16 protein-coding genes and 1 tRNA gene are annotated in these 15,863 nt (G+C 68.4%); 6 read left to right on the top strand and 11 right to left on the bottom strand.

The annotated features are described in order from the left end of the window. Positions 1-31: 31 nt before the first annotated feature. Positions 32-1,435: an NADP-dependent phosphogluconate dehydrogenase gene (gene gndA, locus DOE79_RS18960; RefSeq protein WP_245977343.1), complete on the top strand. Its 1,404-nt coding sequence runs from the start codon at positions 32-34 to the stop codon at positions 1,433-1,435. A gap of 128 nt (positions 1,436-1,563) precedes the next feature. Here the strand turns inward: gndA and DOE79_RS20705 are convergent, their stop codons facing one another. Next, positions 1,564-2,520, bottom strand: a complete 957-nt coding sequence (locus DOE79_RS20705) for a type IV toxin-antitoxin system AbiEi family antitoxin domain-containing protein (RefSeq protein ID WP_162942853.1) — start codon at positions 2,518-2,520, stop codon at positions 1,564-1,566. A 203-nt stretch (positions 2,521-2,723) separates the two neighbouring features. Between DOE79_RS20705 and DOE79_RS18940 the strand changes: the two genes are divergently transcribed. Together DOE79_RS18940 and DOE79_RS18935 are read left to right on the top strand one after the other, a co-directional pair. Further along, positions 2,724-3,173 carry a hypothetical protein gene (locus tag DOE79_RS18940; RefSeq protein WP_120337737.1) on the top strand — a complete coding sequence of 150 codons (450 nt, stop codon included), beginning with the start codon at positions 2,724-2,726 and terminating at the stop codon, positions 3,171-3,173. 35 nt (positions 3,174-3,208) lie between these two features. Beyond that, the gene (locus tag DOE79_RS18935; protein WP_120337736.1) at positions 3,209-4,195 is read left to right on the top strand and encodes a DDE-type integrase/transposase/recombinase; all 987 of its coding nucleotides are present in this window, start codon (positions 3,209-3,211) and stop codon (positions 4,193-4,195) included. 60 nt (positions 4,196-4,255) lie between these two features. Here DOE79_RS18935 and DOE79_RS18930 read toward each other — a convergent pair whose 3' ends face one another. Further along, entirely contained in the window at positions 4,256-5,533 is a 1,278-nt protein-coding gene (locus DOE79_RS18930) for an APC family permease (RefSeq protein ID WP_120339830.1), read from the bottom strand. Between the two features lie 74 nt (positions 5,534-5,607). Between DOE79_RS18930 and DOE79_RS18925 the strand changes: the two genes are divergently transcribed. Both DOE79_RS18925 and DOE79_RS18920 read left to right on the top strand, forming a co-directional pair. Continuing rightward, positions 5,608-5,970, top strand: coding sequence for a hypothetical protein (locus DOE79_RS18925; RefSeq protein WP_120339829.1), 363 nt, complete (start codon positions 5,608-5,610; stop codon positions 5,968-5,970). A 43-nt stretch (positions 5,971-6,013) separates the two neighbouring features. Next, on the top strand, positions 6,014-6,313 hold the full coding sequence (locus DOE79_RS18920) for a DUF1905 domain-containing protein (protein ID WP_120339828.1): 300 nt from the start codon (positions 6,014-6,016) through the stop codon (positions 6,311-6,313). A gap of 61 nt (positions 6,314-6,374) precedes the next feature. Here DOE79_RS18920 and DOE79_RS18915 read toward each other — a convergent pair whose 3' ends face one another. From DOE79_RS18915 to DOE79_RS18905, 3 genes are all read right to left on the bottom strand, one after another. Next, entirely contained in the window at positions 6,375-7,352 is a 978-nt protein-coding gene (locus DOE79_RS18915) for a ribose-phosphate diphosphokinase (RefSeq protein ID WP_066596631.1), read from the bottom strand. Further along, positions 7,353-8,777, bottom strand: coding sequence for a bifunctional UDP-N-acetylglucosamine diphosphorylase/glucosamine-1-phosphate N-acetyltransferase GlmU (gene glmU, locus DOE79_RS18910; protein ID WP_120339827.1), 1,425 nt, complete (start codon positions 8,775-8,777; stop codon positions 7,353-7,355). Positions 8,778-8,824: 47 nt separating this feature from the next. Beyond that, positions 8,825-8,896: transfer RNA gene (locus DOE79_RS18905), tRNA-Gln, on the bottom strand. 103 nt (positions 8,897-8,999) lie between these two features. Here DOE79_RS18905 and DOE79_RS18900 point away from each other — a divergent pair. Beyond that, on the top strand, positions 9,000-9,491 hold the full coding sequence (locus DOE79_RS18900) for a MarR family winged helix-turn-helix transcriptional regulator (protein WP_120339826.1): 492 nt from the start codon (positions 9,000-9,002) through the stop codon (positions 9,489-9,491). A 23-nt stretch (positions 9,492-9,514) separates the two neighbouring features. Here the strand turns inward: DOE79_RS18900 and DOE79_RS18895 are convergent, their stop codons facing one another. The 6 genes from DOE79_RS18895 to DOE79_RS18870 all read right to left on the bottom strand — a co-directional run bounded on the left by DOE79_RS18895 (position 9,515) and on the right by DOE79_RS18870 (position 15,764). Then, the gene (locus DOE79_RS18895) at positions 9,515-10,351 is read right to left on the bottom strand and encodes a phosphate ABC transporter ATP-binding protein (protein WP_120340437.1); all 837 of its coding nucleotides are present in this window, start codon (positions 10,349-10,351) and stop codon (positions 9,515-9,517) included. 183 nt (positions 10,352-10,534) lie between these two features. Next, entirely contained in the window at positions 10,535-11,389 is an 855-nt protein-coding gene (locus DOE79_RS18890; protein WP_245977017.1) for a sortase, read from the bottom strand. 146 nt (positions 11,390-11,535) lie between these two features. Further along, positions 11,536-12,282 carry a hypothetical protein gene (locus DOE79_RS18885; RefSeq protein WP_162942852.1) on the bottom strand — a complete coding sequence of 249 codons (747 nt, stop codon included), beginning with the start codon at positions 12,280-12,282 and terminating at the stop codon, positions 11,536-11,538. A 74-nt stretch (positions 12,283-12,356) separates the two neighbouring features. After that, positions 12,357-13,430 (bottom strand): WxL protein peptidoglycan domain-containing protein, encoded by a 1,074-nt coding sequence (locus DOE79_RS18880; protein ID WP_120339824.1) that lies wholly within the window; start codon positions 13,428-13,430, stop codon positions 12,357-12,359. Between the two features lie 94 nt (positions 13,431-13,524). After that, positions 13,525-14,610, bottom strand: a complete 1,086-nt coding sequence (locus DOE79_RS18875) for a hypothetical protein (RefSeq protein WP_120339823.1) — start codon at positions 14,608-14,610, stop codon at positions 13,525-13,527. A gap of 50 nt (positions 14,611-14,660) precedes the next feature. Beyond that, complete coding sequence (locus tag DOE79_RS18870; protein WP_120339822.1) at positions 14,661-15,764, bottom strand: hypothetical protein; 1,104 nt, start codon at positions 15,762-15,764, stop codon at positions 14,661-14,663. Positions 15,765-15,863 lie beyond the last annotated feature (99 nt).

Genomic DNA, 15,863 nt, shown 5'->3' with positions numbered 1-15,863 from the left:
AGCAAACATTGGCGTCGTCGGACTGGCGGTGATGGGCTCCAACCTCGCCCGCAACCTGGCCAGCCGCGAAGGCAACACCGTCGCGGTGTACAACCGCTCCCCCGAACGCACCCGCCTGCTCCTCGACGAGCACCCCGAGGCGGGCTTCGTCGCCTCAGAGGCGATCGAAGACTTCGTCGCGTCGCTTGCGACCCCGCGCACCGCGATCATCATGGTGCAGGCCGGCCGCGGCACCGACGCCGTGATCAGCCAGCTGACGGAGCTGTTCGAACCCGGCGACATCATCGTCGACGGCGGCAACGCCCTGTTCACCGACACCCTCCGCCGCGAGAAGGCGGTGCGCGAGACCGGCATCAACTTCGTCGGCGCCGGCATCTCCGGCGGCGAAGAAGGCGCCCTCAAGGGCCCGAGCATCATGCCAGGCGGCTCCGCGGAGGCTTACGTCACCCTTGGCCCGATCCTCGAGTCCATCGCCGCTGTCGTCGACGGCGAGCCCTGCGTCACACACGTCGGCACCGACGGCGCCGGCCACTTCGTCAAGATGATCCACAACGGCATCGAATACGCCGACATGCAGCTCATCGGCGAGGCCTACGACCTCATCCGTCGTGGGACCGGCAAGACCCCTGCCGAGATCTCCGAGATCTTCACCGAGTGGAACAAGGGCGACCTCGAGAGCTACCTCATCGAGATCACCGCGGAGGTCCTCAAGCAGGTCGACGCCAAGACCGGCCAGCCGCTCGTCGACGTCATCCTCGACCAGGCCGGCAGCAAGGGCACCGGCGTCTGGACCGTGCAGACCGCCCTGGACCTCGGCATCCCCGTCTCCGGCATCGCCGAGGCCGTGTTCGCCCGCTCCGTCTCCTCCAAGCCCGCGCAGCGCGCAGCCGCCGCCGCCCTTCCCGGCCCGACCGCCAGCCCGGTCGAAGACGTGGACGGCTTCATCGAGGGTGTCCGTCAGGCGCTCTACGCGTCGAAGATCATCGCGTACTCGCAGGGCTTCGACGCCATCGTCGCCGGCGCCGAGCACTACAACTGGGACATCAAGAAGGGCGACATCGCCAAGATCTGGCGCGGCGGCTGCATCATCCGCGCCCGCTTCCTGAACCGCATCACCGAGGCCTACGCCGAGAACCCCGGGCTCGTCTCGCTCGTCACCGCCCCGTTCTTCACGGATGTCGTCGCCAAGGCGCAGGACTCCTGGCGCAACGTCGTCGCCGATGCAGCACACGCCGGCATCCCCGCGCCGGTGTTCGCCTCGTCGCTGGCGTACTACGACAGCCTGCGTGCCGACCGTCTCCCCGCGGCCCTCACCCAGGGCCAGCGTGACTTCTTCGGTGCGCACACCTACAAGCGCGTCGACATGGAAGGCACCTTCCACACGCTGTGGTCCGGCGACCGCAGCGAGATCGAGACCGAGGGCTCCTCGCACTAGAGCTCCCGCACCACCTGCACCACCTGCACAGCACCTGTTGCCCGTGCGGACATCTGCGCCCGGTACGCCGGCCGCAGAAGTCCGAACGGGCAACAGTTCTGTCTGGGCGCGGCCGGGGCCGGCGCGGGTCAGCGGATGACCGGGAGGCCGGCGCCCACCAGGATGCGCCGCAACATCGCCCGGTCGGCGAGCTCGGCCCATCCCCAGCGCACCACGGTGAAGCCCTCGGCGCGCAGATGGTCCTCACGAACCTTCTCCTGGTATACGACCTCGCCAGGAGTCCGGCCGCGCAGGTACTCCTCCTTGAGATACTTGGCCTTCCCGTCGAATTCGCCAATCAGGTGGAAGTCCCGCCATTCATGATCGGTGAAGTACCATCCGCCGCGGGGGTTCCGATGCCGCGTCTGCAGGTCGGGATCCGGAAAACCCAACTCGAAGATCGCGACCCGGCTGAGCGACTCCCCTGGGTTGGCCGCGTCCGGCCGCGCGAAGTCGAGGGCCCGCTGCCCCCGTGCCAGCCCGCGCGCCGAGCCGGCCCTGCCCAACATCTCCGAGAGCTCCTCGGCGTACACCAGCACCTGCGGATCCGCCCGGTCCGGATTGAGCGCGTGGTCGAGCGCCACGACGGCAACCGCGAAGGGTGCGGTTCTGGCCAGGTCGAGCAGGGTGCGCGCCGGGCTGGTCACGAGGACTCCGTCGATTTCCAGGATCTCGTCCCAGTCGAATTCCGTACGGTGCACCAGCACCCCGTTCTTGCTGCGCGCATGCGAGGCCGGCCGCGCCAGAACGTGCACGGCCACCGGCCAGTTGCGGCCGAGCGGAATTCCCCAGAGCGCGGCGGCAGAGTGGTGGCTGATCACTGGATCGTGCTTCCTGGTTTCGACCACGGCCCGGATCCGATCCAGGTACTTCTGGGCAGGATCAAGGCTCGTCCAGCGCTCCACCGAGGTGAGGACGCCACGGCGCAGCCGGGTGGCCTCGCCGAGCTCCACCTCCCGCCGGGCTTGTCTGGCGTCGGTGTCGCTGACGCCGATCTTCTTCACGAGGAACAGGCCCGTCTGCGGGTCCACACGGTCAACATTCATGTCGCCGAGTGTCGTCGCCGCGGGTCGTAGCGGACCAACGCCTGGGCATCCTGTGGACGGATCTGAGCGCCTTGCGGCTGGGGAGGACCGGTTCCGTTGCCACCGCGGACATCTGCGTCCGGCGTACCCTGAGTGTCAGCCTGTGGTGAGACAAATCATCGTTTCATCACGGGCCGGCAGAGGGCGGGGAAGAGGACATCCAAATGGAAATGTCAGAAGTCCAAACCCGGCTTACTCGGAAGCATCATTTCACGTCTGCTGAGCGCCTCGCGATTCTTGCGCAGTGGGAGCAGTACGCGTCGACGGGCGCGGAGGTCGGCGCGAAGTCCGCGTTCTGTCGCCGAGTCGGGATCGACGTTAGGTCGCTGTCGCGGTGGAGTCAGGAGAAGCGGCAGGGCCTGCTGGTCGAGACGGAACAGCGGCAGACTAAGTACGTGTTGACGAAACAGGAGCGGATCGAATTTCTGCGGCTGCAGAAGGAAAACGCGATCCTCAAAGCCCAGTTGGAGCAGTCCGAGAGCGCGGTGGAGGTGTTGGGAAAAGCCTCAGAGCTCTTGTCCGCGCTGGCCAAGAGCTCACAAATCCGCACCCCGCCGCTGCCGGACGAGCCAGCGATCCCGGCCGCGTTTCGGAAGCCGAAACCCACCGAGTAGCGTTCGAAACAGTCGTCGACCTGACTGCTGTGGGGATGCCGGTGGTGCGGGCCTGCGCGTTGGTCGGCTACTCGCGGGCATCGTTCTATCGGCACCGCAGCCCCCGCGCCCGCCTGGCCGCGCCGATCCCGCAGAAGGACCGGCACCAGCCAGCCACGCTCTCCACTGCGGAGAGCGCGCAGATCCTGGCGCTGATCAACACCCCTGAGTATGAGGGCTTCTCGATCTGCCAAGCGTTTTACCGGGCCTGGGATGCGGGTGTTTACCTGGCGTCGAAGTCTTCCTGGTACCGCGTCGCCCGCGCGGCCGGGCAGGTCCACGAGCGCCGCCGGCAGGCTGAGGGGTCGCCGAAGAAGATCCCCGAGCTGGTCGCGACCGCCCCGTCACAGGTGTGGTCCTGGGACATCACCAAGCTCAAGACCACGATCCGGGGCCGCTACTTCCACCTCTACGTGATCATGGACATCTACTCCCGCCGCGTCGTGGGCTGGCGGCTGGAGGCCTACGAGGATGGTGACCTCGCCGAAGAACTGATCCAAGAAGCGGTCACCGCGAACCACGGCGTCGCGCCGAACTATCTGCACTCGGATAACGGTGCGGCGATGGTGAGCACACCGGTGTCCTTGCTGCTGGAGAAACTCGGCGTCGATAAGTCCTTCTCACGGCCCAAAGTCTCCAACGATAACCCCTACAGCGAAGCGTTATTTAAGACCGCGAAATACGATCTCGCATTCCCCGAGATCTTCGCCACGACCGATGACGCCCGCGCCTACTTCGGCTGGTTCTTCCACGAATACAACCAGAACCACCGCCACTCCGGCATCGCCTGGAACACCCCCAACGACGTTCACTACGGCCGCACCGACCGAGTGACCCGTCGCCGAAGCCAGGTCCTCAACACCGCATTCAGAACGCATCCGGAACGCTACGCCCAACACCCCAAGCCCCCGGCCCTACCGGGCCGGGTATGCATCAACGACCCCCGCCAAAAACCCAAACCCAACCTGTCTCAAACAGGTTGACAAATACCGCGTACCGGCCGCAGATGTCCGTTTCGGGAACAGTTGTCGAAACGGGGCCGGTCAGGGGCGGCGCGCGGCGGCGGCCAGGCGCAGGGCACGCCCGAGCAGGCCGAGGGCGAGCCACACCGCGGCGGCGAGCACCCCTGGCCAGGGCAGGGTCACTGCCAGGAGCAGGCATCCGGTGACGCCGAGGTATTGCACCGCGCGGGGCAGCCAGCGCTGCTCGCGCGGTTGGCGGAGCGCGGCCAGGTGCGCGATCGCGTAGTAGACCAGCACCGCGCAGGCCGAGAAACCCACCAGCCGGGCTGGGTCGAGCAGCAGCACCCCGGCGACCGCCACGAGCCCGATGGTCACCTCGGCCACCACCGGGGTGTGCCGGGCCGGAGAGATGCGGCTGAGCGCGCCCGGCAGGTCGCCCTCCCTCGCCATGGCCAGTCCGGTGCGGCTGAGGCCCGCGAGGATCCCGGCCAGCGACCCCAGGCAGGCGATCGCGGCCAGCAGCCGTGCCAGCCCGGTCCACGGTTCACTGCCGCCGGCCAGCTCCGCCAGCGGCGATGCCGCGCCGGCCAGGACCGCCGGGCCGAGCACGAGCACGCAGAGCAGGCCGACCACGCCGTAGATCACCAGCGTGAGTCCCAAGGCGGTCACGATCGCCCGCGGCAGGGTGCGGCGCGGGTCGCGCACCTCCTCCCCCAGCGTGGCCATGCGGGCGTACCCGGCGAACGCTAAGAACAGCAGCCCGGCCGACTGCAGGATGCCCGCCCAACCGGAATCCAGCAGCGTGCCGAGGTCGACCGTGGCCGGCCGGCTGCCGTCCGCGATGCCGGCCACCACCACGAGGACCAGCGCGAGCAGTCCGCCGAGCACCAGGAACACCACCACGGCGCTGAGCCTGGCGGTGCTTCGGATGCCCGCCAGGTTGATGGCGCCCAGCACGAGAACGGCCAGCACCGCCACTGGTCTCGCCTGCTCCGGCCACAGATACCCGCCCAGGATCAGGGCGATAGCGCCGGCCGACGCCGTCTTGCCGGCCAGGAACAGCCAGCCGGCGCTGAATCCCCACCAGGGCCCGAGGGTGGCCCGGCCGAACGCATAGGCGCCGCCGGAGACCGGATGGCTCATCGCCAGCTGCGCCGAGCTCAGGGCATTGAGCGACGCGATGACCCCGGCGATGACGAGCCCGATCAGGAGGCCGGAGCCGGCCGCGGCGGCGGCGGGCGCCCATACATAGAAGACGCCGGCGCCGATCATGGCGGCCAGGCCGACCACAGTGGCCCCGCCGACGCCGAGGTGGCGACGCAATGTCCCCGGGGCGTCCGGCCGCACTGAACCATTCATCCGTCCAGCCTAGGCAGCCCAGGTGAACGGCAGGCATCCGAAATCGCGTCCAGAATGGTTTACTGGGTGCACCCATGACGAGCGAACACCCCGAACTCTCCGGTTACGACCCGGCGGACTCCTCCCGGCCCCTGCGTGGCCGGCGCACGGTCATGCTCCTCCGCGTCGCCGTGGTCCTCGGCCTTGTGGCCCTGATCGTGCCCGGCGTGCTCACCACGCTCAGCATCTCGGCCGCCACGGCGGCCCGGTCCTGCGCCGCGGCCGTCGCGAGGTACTACCCGCAGGCCGTCGGACTGGATGCCCGGTTCGAGCTGTCCGGTGCCGGCGGGTTCGGTTGGCAGTGCTACGCGATCGACCTGAACGAGCGCCAGACCTTCGTGGTGCCGTTGGGCATCATCCCCGGCCCGTTCCGCGTGCCGGCCGGCACAGCCACCTAGGCTCAGCCACCAAGACTCCCCGTCCGGCACCGAGAGGAGCACCATGGGTCCCCGATACTCGTTCACGGCCGCGCTCTGGAGTGCGCCGAGCACGAATGCCTGGGTATTCGTCTCGCTGCCCGTGGACCAGTCCGCGGAGATCCGCGAGCTCACCGACGGCCTCCGCACGGGCTTCGGCTCGTTGCGGGTGCAGGCGGCGCTCAACGACTCCTCCTGGCGGACCTCGGTCTTCCCCGACAGCGCCCGCAACACCTTCGTGATGCCGGTGAAGAAGGCCATCCGCTCGGCGGAAGGCCTGCAGGTCGGCGATTCCGCGCGCGTCACCATCGACCTGCTCCTCTGAGCCCGGGCACACAACAGGCCGGCCCCGAAACGGGACCGGCCTGGGTGGGTGAGACGGATGCCTACGCGGCGCCCTCGAACATCGACGTGACGGATCCCTCGTCGAAGACCTCGTGGATGGCGCGCGCCAGCAGGGGCGCGATCGGCAGCACGGTCAGCGTGGGGAAGCGCTTGTCCTCGGGGATCGGGAGGGTGTCGGTGACGACGACCTCCTGGATCGCCGGGTTCTGCAGCAGGTCCAGTGCGGGCGGGCTGAACACGGCGTGCGTGGCGGCCACGACGACACCGGTGGCGCCGGCGGCCATGAGGGCCTCCGCGGCCTGCACGATGGTGCGGCCGGTGTCGATCAGGTCGTCGACGATCAGGCAGACGCGGCCCTTGACCTCACCGACGATCTCGTGGACCGTGATCTGGTTGGGTACCAGCGGGTCGCGGCGCTTGTGGATGATGGCCAGCGGGGCGCCGAGCTTGTCGCTCCAGATGTCGGCGACGCGCACACGGCCCATGTCCGGCGACACGATCGTGAGGGTCGACGGGTCGAGCTTGGCGCGGAAGTGTTCGAGCAGCACCGGCATGGCGAAGAGGTGGTCGACGGGACCGTCGAAAAAGCCCTGGATCTGTGCGGCGTGCAGGTCGACCGACATGATGCGGTCGGCACCGGCGACCTTGAACAGGTCGGCGACGAGGCGGGCGGAGATCGGCTCGCGGCCGCGGCCCTTCTTGTCCTGGCGGGCGTAGGGGTAGAACGGTGCGACCACGGTGATGCGCTTGGCGGAGGCGCGCTTGAGGGCGTCGACCATGATGAGCTGTTCCATCAGCCACTCGTTGATCGGGTTGGTGTGTGACTGGATGACGAACGCATCCGCGCCGCGCACGCTCTCGTCGAACCGGGCGTAGATCTCGCCGTTGGCGAAGGTGCGCGCGTCGGTGGGGATCAACTCCGAACCAAGTTCTGCGGCGATGTCGATCGCGAGCTGAGGGTGCGCTCGCCCCGAGATGAGCACCAATTTCTTCTCGCCGCTGCTCTTGATTCCAGGCACCTAGTCTCCGCTCTGTGACGCGGCTGTCGCCGCGTCTGTTCCCGGCCGGTTGGTCTCTACCCAACCGACCATATTTCTCTGCGGAGCCACGTTGATGGACAGGGCGCCAGCCGGCACGTCCTTGCGGACGACCGTTCCTGCGCCCGTGTAGGCTCCGTCACCGATTCTAATCGGCGCCACGAACACGTTGTGCGATCCGGTGCGCACATGCGACCCGATCACGGACGGGTTCTTGTTGACGCCGTCGTAGTTGGCGAAGATCGTGCCGGCTCCGATGTTGGAGTGCACGCCGATGGTCGCATCCCCGACGTAGCTCAGGTGCGGCACCTTGCTGCCCTCGCCGATGACCGCGTTCTTGGTCTCGACGAAGGTGCCGATCTTGCCGTCGGCGCCCAGCCAGGTGCCCGGTCGCAGGTAGGAGAACGGGCCGACGGTGGCGCCGTCGCCGATCACCGCGAGCGTCGCGTCGCTCCGCTTGACGGTCGCGCCCTCGCCGATCTCGCAGTCGAGCAGGGTGGTGTCCGGGCCGATGATCGCGCCGGTGGCCACGGTGGTGGAGCCGAGGATCTGGGTGCCGGGCAGCACCGTGACGTCGCTCGCGAGGGTGGCCTTGAGGTCGATCCAGGTGGTGGCCGGATCCTGCACGGTCACGCCGGCCAGCTGCCAGCCGCGCACGATGACGGCGTTGAGTTTGGCGGCGGTGTCGCTGAGCTGGGCCCGGTCGTTGATGCCGGCGACCAGCCAGGCATCCGCGACGGGCACAGCGCGCACCTCTGAGCCGGCCGCGCGAAGCAGGCCGATCACGTCGGTGAGGTACTTCTCGCCCTGCACATTGTCGGTGGTGAGGCGGGCCAGCTGGTCGCGCAGCTCGCCGAGCCCGAAGAGGTAGACGCCGGCGTTGATCTCGTCGACGGCGCGCTCGTCGTCGGTGGCGTCCTTGTGCTCGACGATCCGGTCGAAGGTGCCGTCCTCCGAGCGGATGATGCGGCCGTACCCGTTGACGTCGCCGGGGAATGCGGACAGCACGGTGGCCGCGGCGGCACGTTCCCGGTGCGCCTCGATGAAGTTGGCCAGGGTGGCCGCGTTCAGCAGCGGCACATCCCCGCTGATCACGAGCACGTCGCCGTCGAAGTCCGCCGGCAACGCCGCGACGGCCTGCTCGACCGCGCGACCCGTTCCGGGCACCTCGTCCTGGTCCACGAGCAGGCTCTCGGGAAGGTCGAGCGCCACGAGCTCGGCCAGGCGCTCCCGCTCGTGCCGCAGCACCGTGATGACGTGCGCGGCGTCCAGCGCCCGAGCCGTGGCCAGTACGTGGCTGATGATCGGCAGACCCGCGAGCGGATGCATGAGCTTGGGCAGGCTGGACTTCATACGGGTGCCCTGCCCTGCGGCCAGGACGATGATGGCGAGACGGGAATCGGTCACGTGGATCCTCTCAACTGTGCTCTCACAACTGTGCTCTCACACATGAGCTCCGCCGCCAGGACTCGAACCTAGACCTAACAGCTCCAAAGGCTGTCGTGCTGCCATTACACCACGGCGGATTGCGCCGGTAGGTGCCGGGCAACGGAGTCAAGTCTGCCAGATCCGGGGGCGACTCTGCGTCATCCGCCGTATCGGGTGCCCGGAAAGCCGGATAATGGAGGGATGCCTGCGAATGACGAAGTCGACCGGATCGTTGATGCCTGGCTTCGTGAGCGCCCCGATCTGGATTTTGCTCCTCTGCAGGTCTTTTCCCGGGTCGCCAGGCTCAGCAAGCACCTGGATCGCGCCCGTCGTACTGCCTTCTCCCGCTCGGAGCTGGACTCCTGGGAATTCGACGTGCTGTCGGCCCTCCGCCGGGCCGGCGCACCCTACGAGCTGAGCCCCAAGCTGCTGCTGCAGCAGACCCTGGTCTCCAGCGGCACCATGACCAACCGTATCGACCGGCTGGTCGAGCGTGGCCTCGTCACCCGGCGCACCGACCCCAACGACGGCCGCGGCATTTTCGTGGGCATGACACCGGGCGGTCTGACCCGGGTGGACGCCGCCATCACCCGCCTGGTCGACGCGGAGGCCGCCCTGCTGGCGAGCCTGCCCGTCGCCGACCAGGAGCGCCTCGCCGCCCTCCTGCGTCGGCTCAGCCTCGACTTCGACTGACCGCGGGTCGTGTTCGGGCCTTCTCAGCCGAAGCGGCCGTTGACGTAGTCGGCCGTGCGGCTGTCGATCGGGTCGCCGAACATCAGCTCGGTCGGGCCGTGCTCGACGATGCCGCCCGGGGTGCCCTGCGCGGCGAGGAAGAACGCGCAGTTCTGCGAGACCCGCTGGGCCTGCTGCATGTTGTGGGTGACGATCACGATGGTGACCTCCTGCGCCAGCTCGAGCATGGTCTCTTCGATCACTCGCGTGGAGGTGGGGTCCAGGGCCGAGCAGGGTTCGTCCATGAGCAGGATCCGCGGCGTCACCGCGAGGGAGCGCGCGATGCAGAGCCGTTGCTGCTGGCCGCCGGAGAGACCGCCGCCAGGGGCGCGCAACCGGTCGCGCACCTCCGTCCACAGGCCGGCCTTGGTCAGGCAGCTCTCCACGAGATAGTCCTTCTCGTCGCTGGTCGCCCGCCGGCCCGTGAGGGTGAGCCCGGCGATGACGTTGTCGTAGATCGACATGGCCGGGAACGGGTTGGGTTTCTGGAACACCATGCCGATGTGCTTGCGGGCGTCGACGAGCTTGCGCTCGGGGTCGTAGATGTCCTCGCCGTCCAGCAGCACCTCGCCGGCCAGGCTGGCCGACGGCACCAACTCGTGCATCCGGTTGAGGATGCGCAGGAACGTGGACTTGCCGCAGCCGGACGGGCCGATCAGGGAGGTGATGATGCCGGCGGGCATGGTCAGGCTCACCCGGTCGAGCACCTGCCGTTCGCCGAACCAGGCCGACACGTTGCGGCCTTCCAGCGTGGCCAGGGGGCGCGGGTCCTGGCCTGGGCCCGGCACGCTCGTCGGGCGCGGCGCCCGGGTCGGGAACATCGACCCGCGCTCCCGGCGGGACCGGCGGCCGGGCTGTGGCACCTCGTCCTGGACGGCCCCGGGGGCGTCGAGGGCCGGCGCCGCCGAACGAGCCGGCAAGACCTGGGTCAGTTCGTCATCCTGCGCGAACGCGTTCATGGGCTCTCTTCTTTCGGACGGGTCTGTCGGAGGGGTGGGGCGGGGTTAGAGCAGATTCGGAAGCAGTCGCACGACCTGATCGGCCACGAGGAGCCCACCGAGCGTCACGACCGGGACGAGGACCGTCCAGGTCTTCCGCACACCGACCCTGCGGAAGGACCAGACCGCCGCGAACTCGATCAGGAGGAAGAACTGCAGGGCGAAGGCCAGTGCCCACACCGTTGTCGTGTCCGTGGCCAGTTCCTTGTGCTCGGGCGCGAGGGTGCTGAAGCTGGTCTGCCGCACACCGGCCGGCTGGGTGGCGCTGGTGAGTTCGGCATCCACCCGGGCCACACCATTCGGTATGAAAGCGGGACCACGGGCGGTTTCCAGGATCAGGCGGCTGTGTCCAGCGGCGAGCGGGGTCGGCGCCGGGTCGCCGGCGTAACGCACGCCGATGACTTCGAAGGTGTGCTCGCCCTGGCCGGTGAGGACCGTGAATTCCTGGCCGGGAGAGAGCTCCTGGATGCGCGCGAACGGACCCCCGTAGGCCGCCGCGCGTCCCATCACCACGCTGATCCCGGCCTGCCCTGGCAGCACGGTGTCCCGGCGGTGCCCGGGTCCGGATCGGGTGGTCCCCGAATCGGAGCCCTCGACGAAGACCTCGTGCACGCCGATCGCCGGGATATCGATGATGCCCAGCGGGGCGCCGTCGGCCAGCAGCACCTTGTCGACGGTCCCCTCGCTGACCGGGGTGGTGCCCTGGGCCAGTTCGGTGCGGAGGGTGTCGGTGAGTTGCTGCTGCGACACCATGTGTTGCAGCTCGCCGAGCACCGTCAGGTTCGCGAGGAACCCGAAGATCAGCGCGGCGATGATCGCGAAGACCGTGCGGACCAGCTGGTCCTGACGACTGAGGACCACGACGACCGGAGGTGGCGGCGGCCGGCGCGGGGGTTTCGGCGGTTGCCGCGGTCGCCAGCCGCGGGGCGGACCTAAACCCGGTGCGGCATCACTCGTCGGCTCCGCCGGACGTGGTGCCTTCCAGCCGCGCGGCGGCCTGGTGAGCGTCACGACAGCGGCTCCCCGAGGCCGGTCGGGAAGAACCGGCGGGTGAGGACCGCGTACCGTGCCACGGCGTAGACACCGCCGAGCAGGGACAGCACGATCAGGAGGAAGTACGGCGGGACCAGCAGCAGAGCATCCCGGGTCACCGGTGACAGGGCGGTGTCGCCGACGGTCTCCGGTGGGGTGAGCGTCACGTGGGTGTTGAATGCGCTCCACTGGCCGACGTCGGTCAGCGTCACGGTGACGGTGCGGGTCTCGCCGCCGACGAGGTCGGCCAGCGGGATGTCGTCCACGGACCGGATCTGCAGGCCAACGGCGTTGTCGACCCAGAACCGCACCGACGACGTGAACGGAGTAGTCGTGAGGTTCTTCACGGTGAAGTCGAGCACGACGTCGCCTCCGCCGGGGCCCGGGCTCTGGTTGGCGTGCGCGGTGAGCCCGCTCACGGCGAGCACGCCGGCGAGGCTCACCGGGTCGGCACCGAGCGCATCCGTGGCGGCCGCGCCCGTCGCCGTGGTCTGGGTGACACCGGGGACGGCGGGCGTGCTCGGCCGGGCGGTGGGGCTCGGCGTGGCCGAGGGTGTGGGAGAGGCCGTGGACCCGACCACGCCGACAGTCAGGCCCACCCCGTCGGGGTCGTCGGTGGCCTGCGCGCTGACGCTGACGCCCAGGAGCGCGATCAGCGGCACCAGGGTGCAGAGGACCGCCATGAGCAGTCGGCGCTGGGGGAAGGTGGTGAGCACAGTCAAGTTAGACGGATCCGGTTCTCTGGGAGTTGTCGCGGGGGCAAACGCCCGGCAAACGGGCGCTGAAGAGGAGGGGGTCAGGCCGTCGCCTCGCCTCGGGCCTTCCGCTTGGCCTCGGCCTCGGTGTATTCGATCCAGGCGCGGGCGCGGGCTGAATCGCGGGTGCGGCTGAGGCGCACGAACAGCCAGGCGAACCCGGCCAGGAGCAACAGGATCACGAACGCCCACGGCACGACGAACAGGTTGCTGCTGCGTTCGGCCGTCGGCAGGAGACCCGGCGCCAGGGCGTCCTCGTCCACCGTGGCGGCGAGCGAGACGGACGGGTTGAGGTACACCCATGGGCCGACCCCCGGCACGACGATGGTCACGGTGCGGGAGCTGCCGGGCAGCATCTCAGGGATCGGCGTCCGGGTGAGGTCGGACAGCGGGATGCCGAAGATGCCGCGCACCTGGGCGACGGTATTGGCGCCCAACGACACGTTGCCGGTGTTCTGGAGGCTGATGGTGAGCGACGTCTCGCCCGCGAAGGGGTTGAGCTCACCCCGGTAGGAGGAGGTGATGCTGCTGATGGTGAGACCGGGCTGTAGCTCACCGTGCACGCGCGCATAGAGGCGGATGGCGACCCGGCGGTCAACGGAGACTTCACCGGCCGGGGAGAGGGCCGACACGATGATGCCGCCGGCGTGGTCGCCGGGCCTGGCGTCGGCGGGAACCGAGACCGTGAATGGAATGACCTGCTGGCCGCCCGGGTCGAGAGTGATCTGAACCTTGTTGCTGCCGTCCGCGAAACTGACCCATCGCCCGACGTCCTGGGCTTCCACCGCGCCGTCGAGCAATGCGAAGCTGCCGTCCTCGGAGTTGAACGCGTCGGTGGCGTACACGGTGACGGCCTGGGGGGTTGAGCCCGTGTTCTGAACCAGGTACTCGTCGGACACCTGTTGGCCCGGGTCGACCTGGTAGCTGTAGCGTGACCGGGTCTGGTCCACGCTGCCGTTGGACGAGGGCGAACCCGCTATCGCATCGGAGTCGTCCGCCCAGGCGCCGGCGGCACCCAGGCCGACGGTGAGCCCCAGTGTCAGGATGAGGCCGGACGCGGCGAGGACGAAACGATGGGGGGGAGTGCGACGGATGGTCACGGTCTGCGGTCTCATTCCAGGCGATGGTTGATAGGAAACAGGGTGGAGCGAAACGGGCTGGAGGGAGGGCCGGCGCGGACGCCGGCCCTCCCCCGTCACTCGGTGCTGACTACTTCGACACGACCGTGAGGGTCAGGGTCGAGTTGTAGGTGCCCGCTGCCTTCGACTGCGGAGCGACGAAGGTCAGTCCGGCGTCCAGCACGCTGGCGCCGACGGTGTTGCCGGCTGCCGCGGAGGCGAAGGCCGCCGGGTAGGAGGCGCTACCGGCGAGCTGGGCGGCTGCGGCGGTGACACCGGTAGCCGTGGTGCCGGCGGCGGTGACCGACGGCGCGACGCCCAGCTGGGACTTGCCGATGATGCTGGTCGCATCCACCGAGTTCACGAAGTCGGCGACGTTGGCCGTGAGGTCCCACCCGTTCACCGTGAGAACGCGGCCGTCATTGACCGTGACGGCACCCAGGGTGCCGGTGGTCGTTGACTTGTTGTCGATCAGCGTCGGCGCACCGAACGTTGCGGCGGCACCGGCGGGAACGCTCAGGGAGAGCACCCCGTTGACGGCGCTGGTCACTGTCGGCGCGAGAGCAACCGTGCCCTGGGTTCCCTCAGGAGCCGGCTCCTCGACAGGCGGCTCGCCTCCCCCGGTCGTGACCGGGCTCAGGGTGAATTCGCCGGTCACGGGCGTCATGGCGATGGTGCGGTAGAACGCACCGACGACGGTGACACCGTTGTTGATCGTGCAGGCGACACCGAGGCTGTAGTTGCCACCGGCAGCCTTGGCACCCCGGGCGTTACCGTTGATGAACGTCTCGGGCGTCAGGGTGGAGATGTAGATCTCCTTGTTACCGGGAACGGTGGGTTGCGGGTTGAACAACGCCGTCGCGTACGCGTTCCAGTTCAGCACGGTGCGTTCCTGGCCGACCGGCGACAGGAAGAACGCCGCGCCGTCGGTCCCGCTCGGGCAGATCGTCGGCACCTCGTAGGAGGTGTCCCCGGCCGAGCCCAGAATCTCCTGATCCCAGTCGAACGTGTAGGCGGGATCCGAGACGAGGTTCAGGTCGGCATCGAAAAAGTACATCGGGCCGTCCGAGCCGTTCTCCTGCGGCGTTGCCGCCGAGGCCATCGACGCCCCCGAAGCGACGAGCACGAGAGACACCGCACCGACGACAGCGGACTTGATTTTCTTATTGATCTTCAATTTTCATGTCCTTCATTTGAGATGGATGATGGTCTGATCGAGCGGGATGTTCAGGAGGTCTTGGCGACGCGGTATGCGACGACGCCAGAGGTCGGAGCCAGGAAGCCGTACTTCTTCTTGACCGCACCGGCACGGGTGGCGACGGCGGAGGTGTTCGTCAGTGCGGTGGCCTGCGTCGGGTCGATGAGCTTGGCCAGGTTGGCGTCATACTTGGCGTTGCCGAGCGACACACGCGCGTACTCGACCACGAGGTAGGTGTCGCGGCCCCAGGTGGTGTCGGCGTAGTAGGTCGGGTTGGGAACCATGGCGGAACCGGTTCCGGTGACCGGGGAGGTGCCGGCGACCATCGAGCCGAGAGTGCCGGTGCCGCGCTTGTCGTAGCTCGCGCCGGTGTTCATCGCGATCCAGCGGGACACGGCCATCGGCATGACCGAGTTCGTCGTGAGGGTGGTCGCGTCGTGTTCCTGGCCCTCGACGACGCAGCCGCCTTCGGCGACCGTGCGCATGGCGGTCTCCGAGGAGCCGATCTTCGCGAGCCAGTCCTTGCGGGTACCCGAACCGTTCTGGGGAATGATCGGGGTGACCGTGACCCCGTTGACAGTGGTGACCGAGCACTCGTACAGGCTCTTCATCTCCGACCCGGAGAGCGAGGAGATGTCCGCCGCCGTACCGTTGTAGGCGTAGGCGATGGCGTCGCGACCGAACGGCACGTACATGAGTTCACCATTGGCATTGGCGGTTCCCGCGCTGGAGGAACGGGCGATGTCGACCTGGCCGGTGATGACGACACCGGTCGGGCTACCGGGGGTGCCAGACGTGTAGGCCGCGCCGTCGATGGACCGGCTGAGCGCCTTGACACCGTCGCCGGAGCCGTTGGGGCGACCGAAGCGCACACCGCCCGACTTGGTGGTGATGTAGGACGATCCGGTGGCGTCGAAGGAGCCGATGGAGGTCAGGTTGACCGTGGAGCGAACGGTGGACCCACTGATGTTGGTGCCGTTGGCGAGGGCGCTGACGACATCCTCGAGGGTGTCGGAACCGACGATGGAGTAGCTGTTGGAGACGGGCTCGGCGTTAGCCGGGGTCGCGAGGGCAATACCAGACAGGGTGACGCCGACAGTCGCGCAGAGCGCAATAGCCTTCTTCGAAATCACTGTGATGCCTTTCGGGTGTGGTGCAAGGAACGGAATCCGGACGGACCCGCTTATCCCGACGTGCGCTCCCCGGGCTTTCGCCCTGGACCGAACCGTCAA

Origin of the sequence: Cryobacterium soli (assembly GCF_003611035.1) — a bacterium.
GTDB classification, from domain to species: Bacteria; Actinomycetota; Actinomycetes; order Actinomycetales; family Microbacteriaceae; genus Cryobacterium; species Cryobacterium soli.
Note: the sequence above shows the minus strand (reverse complement) of the source record. Positions and strands in the feature narration are given on the sequence as shown.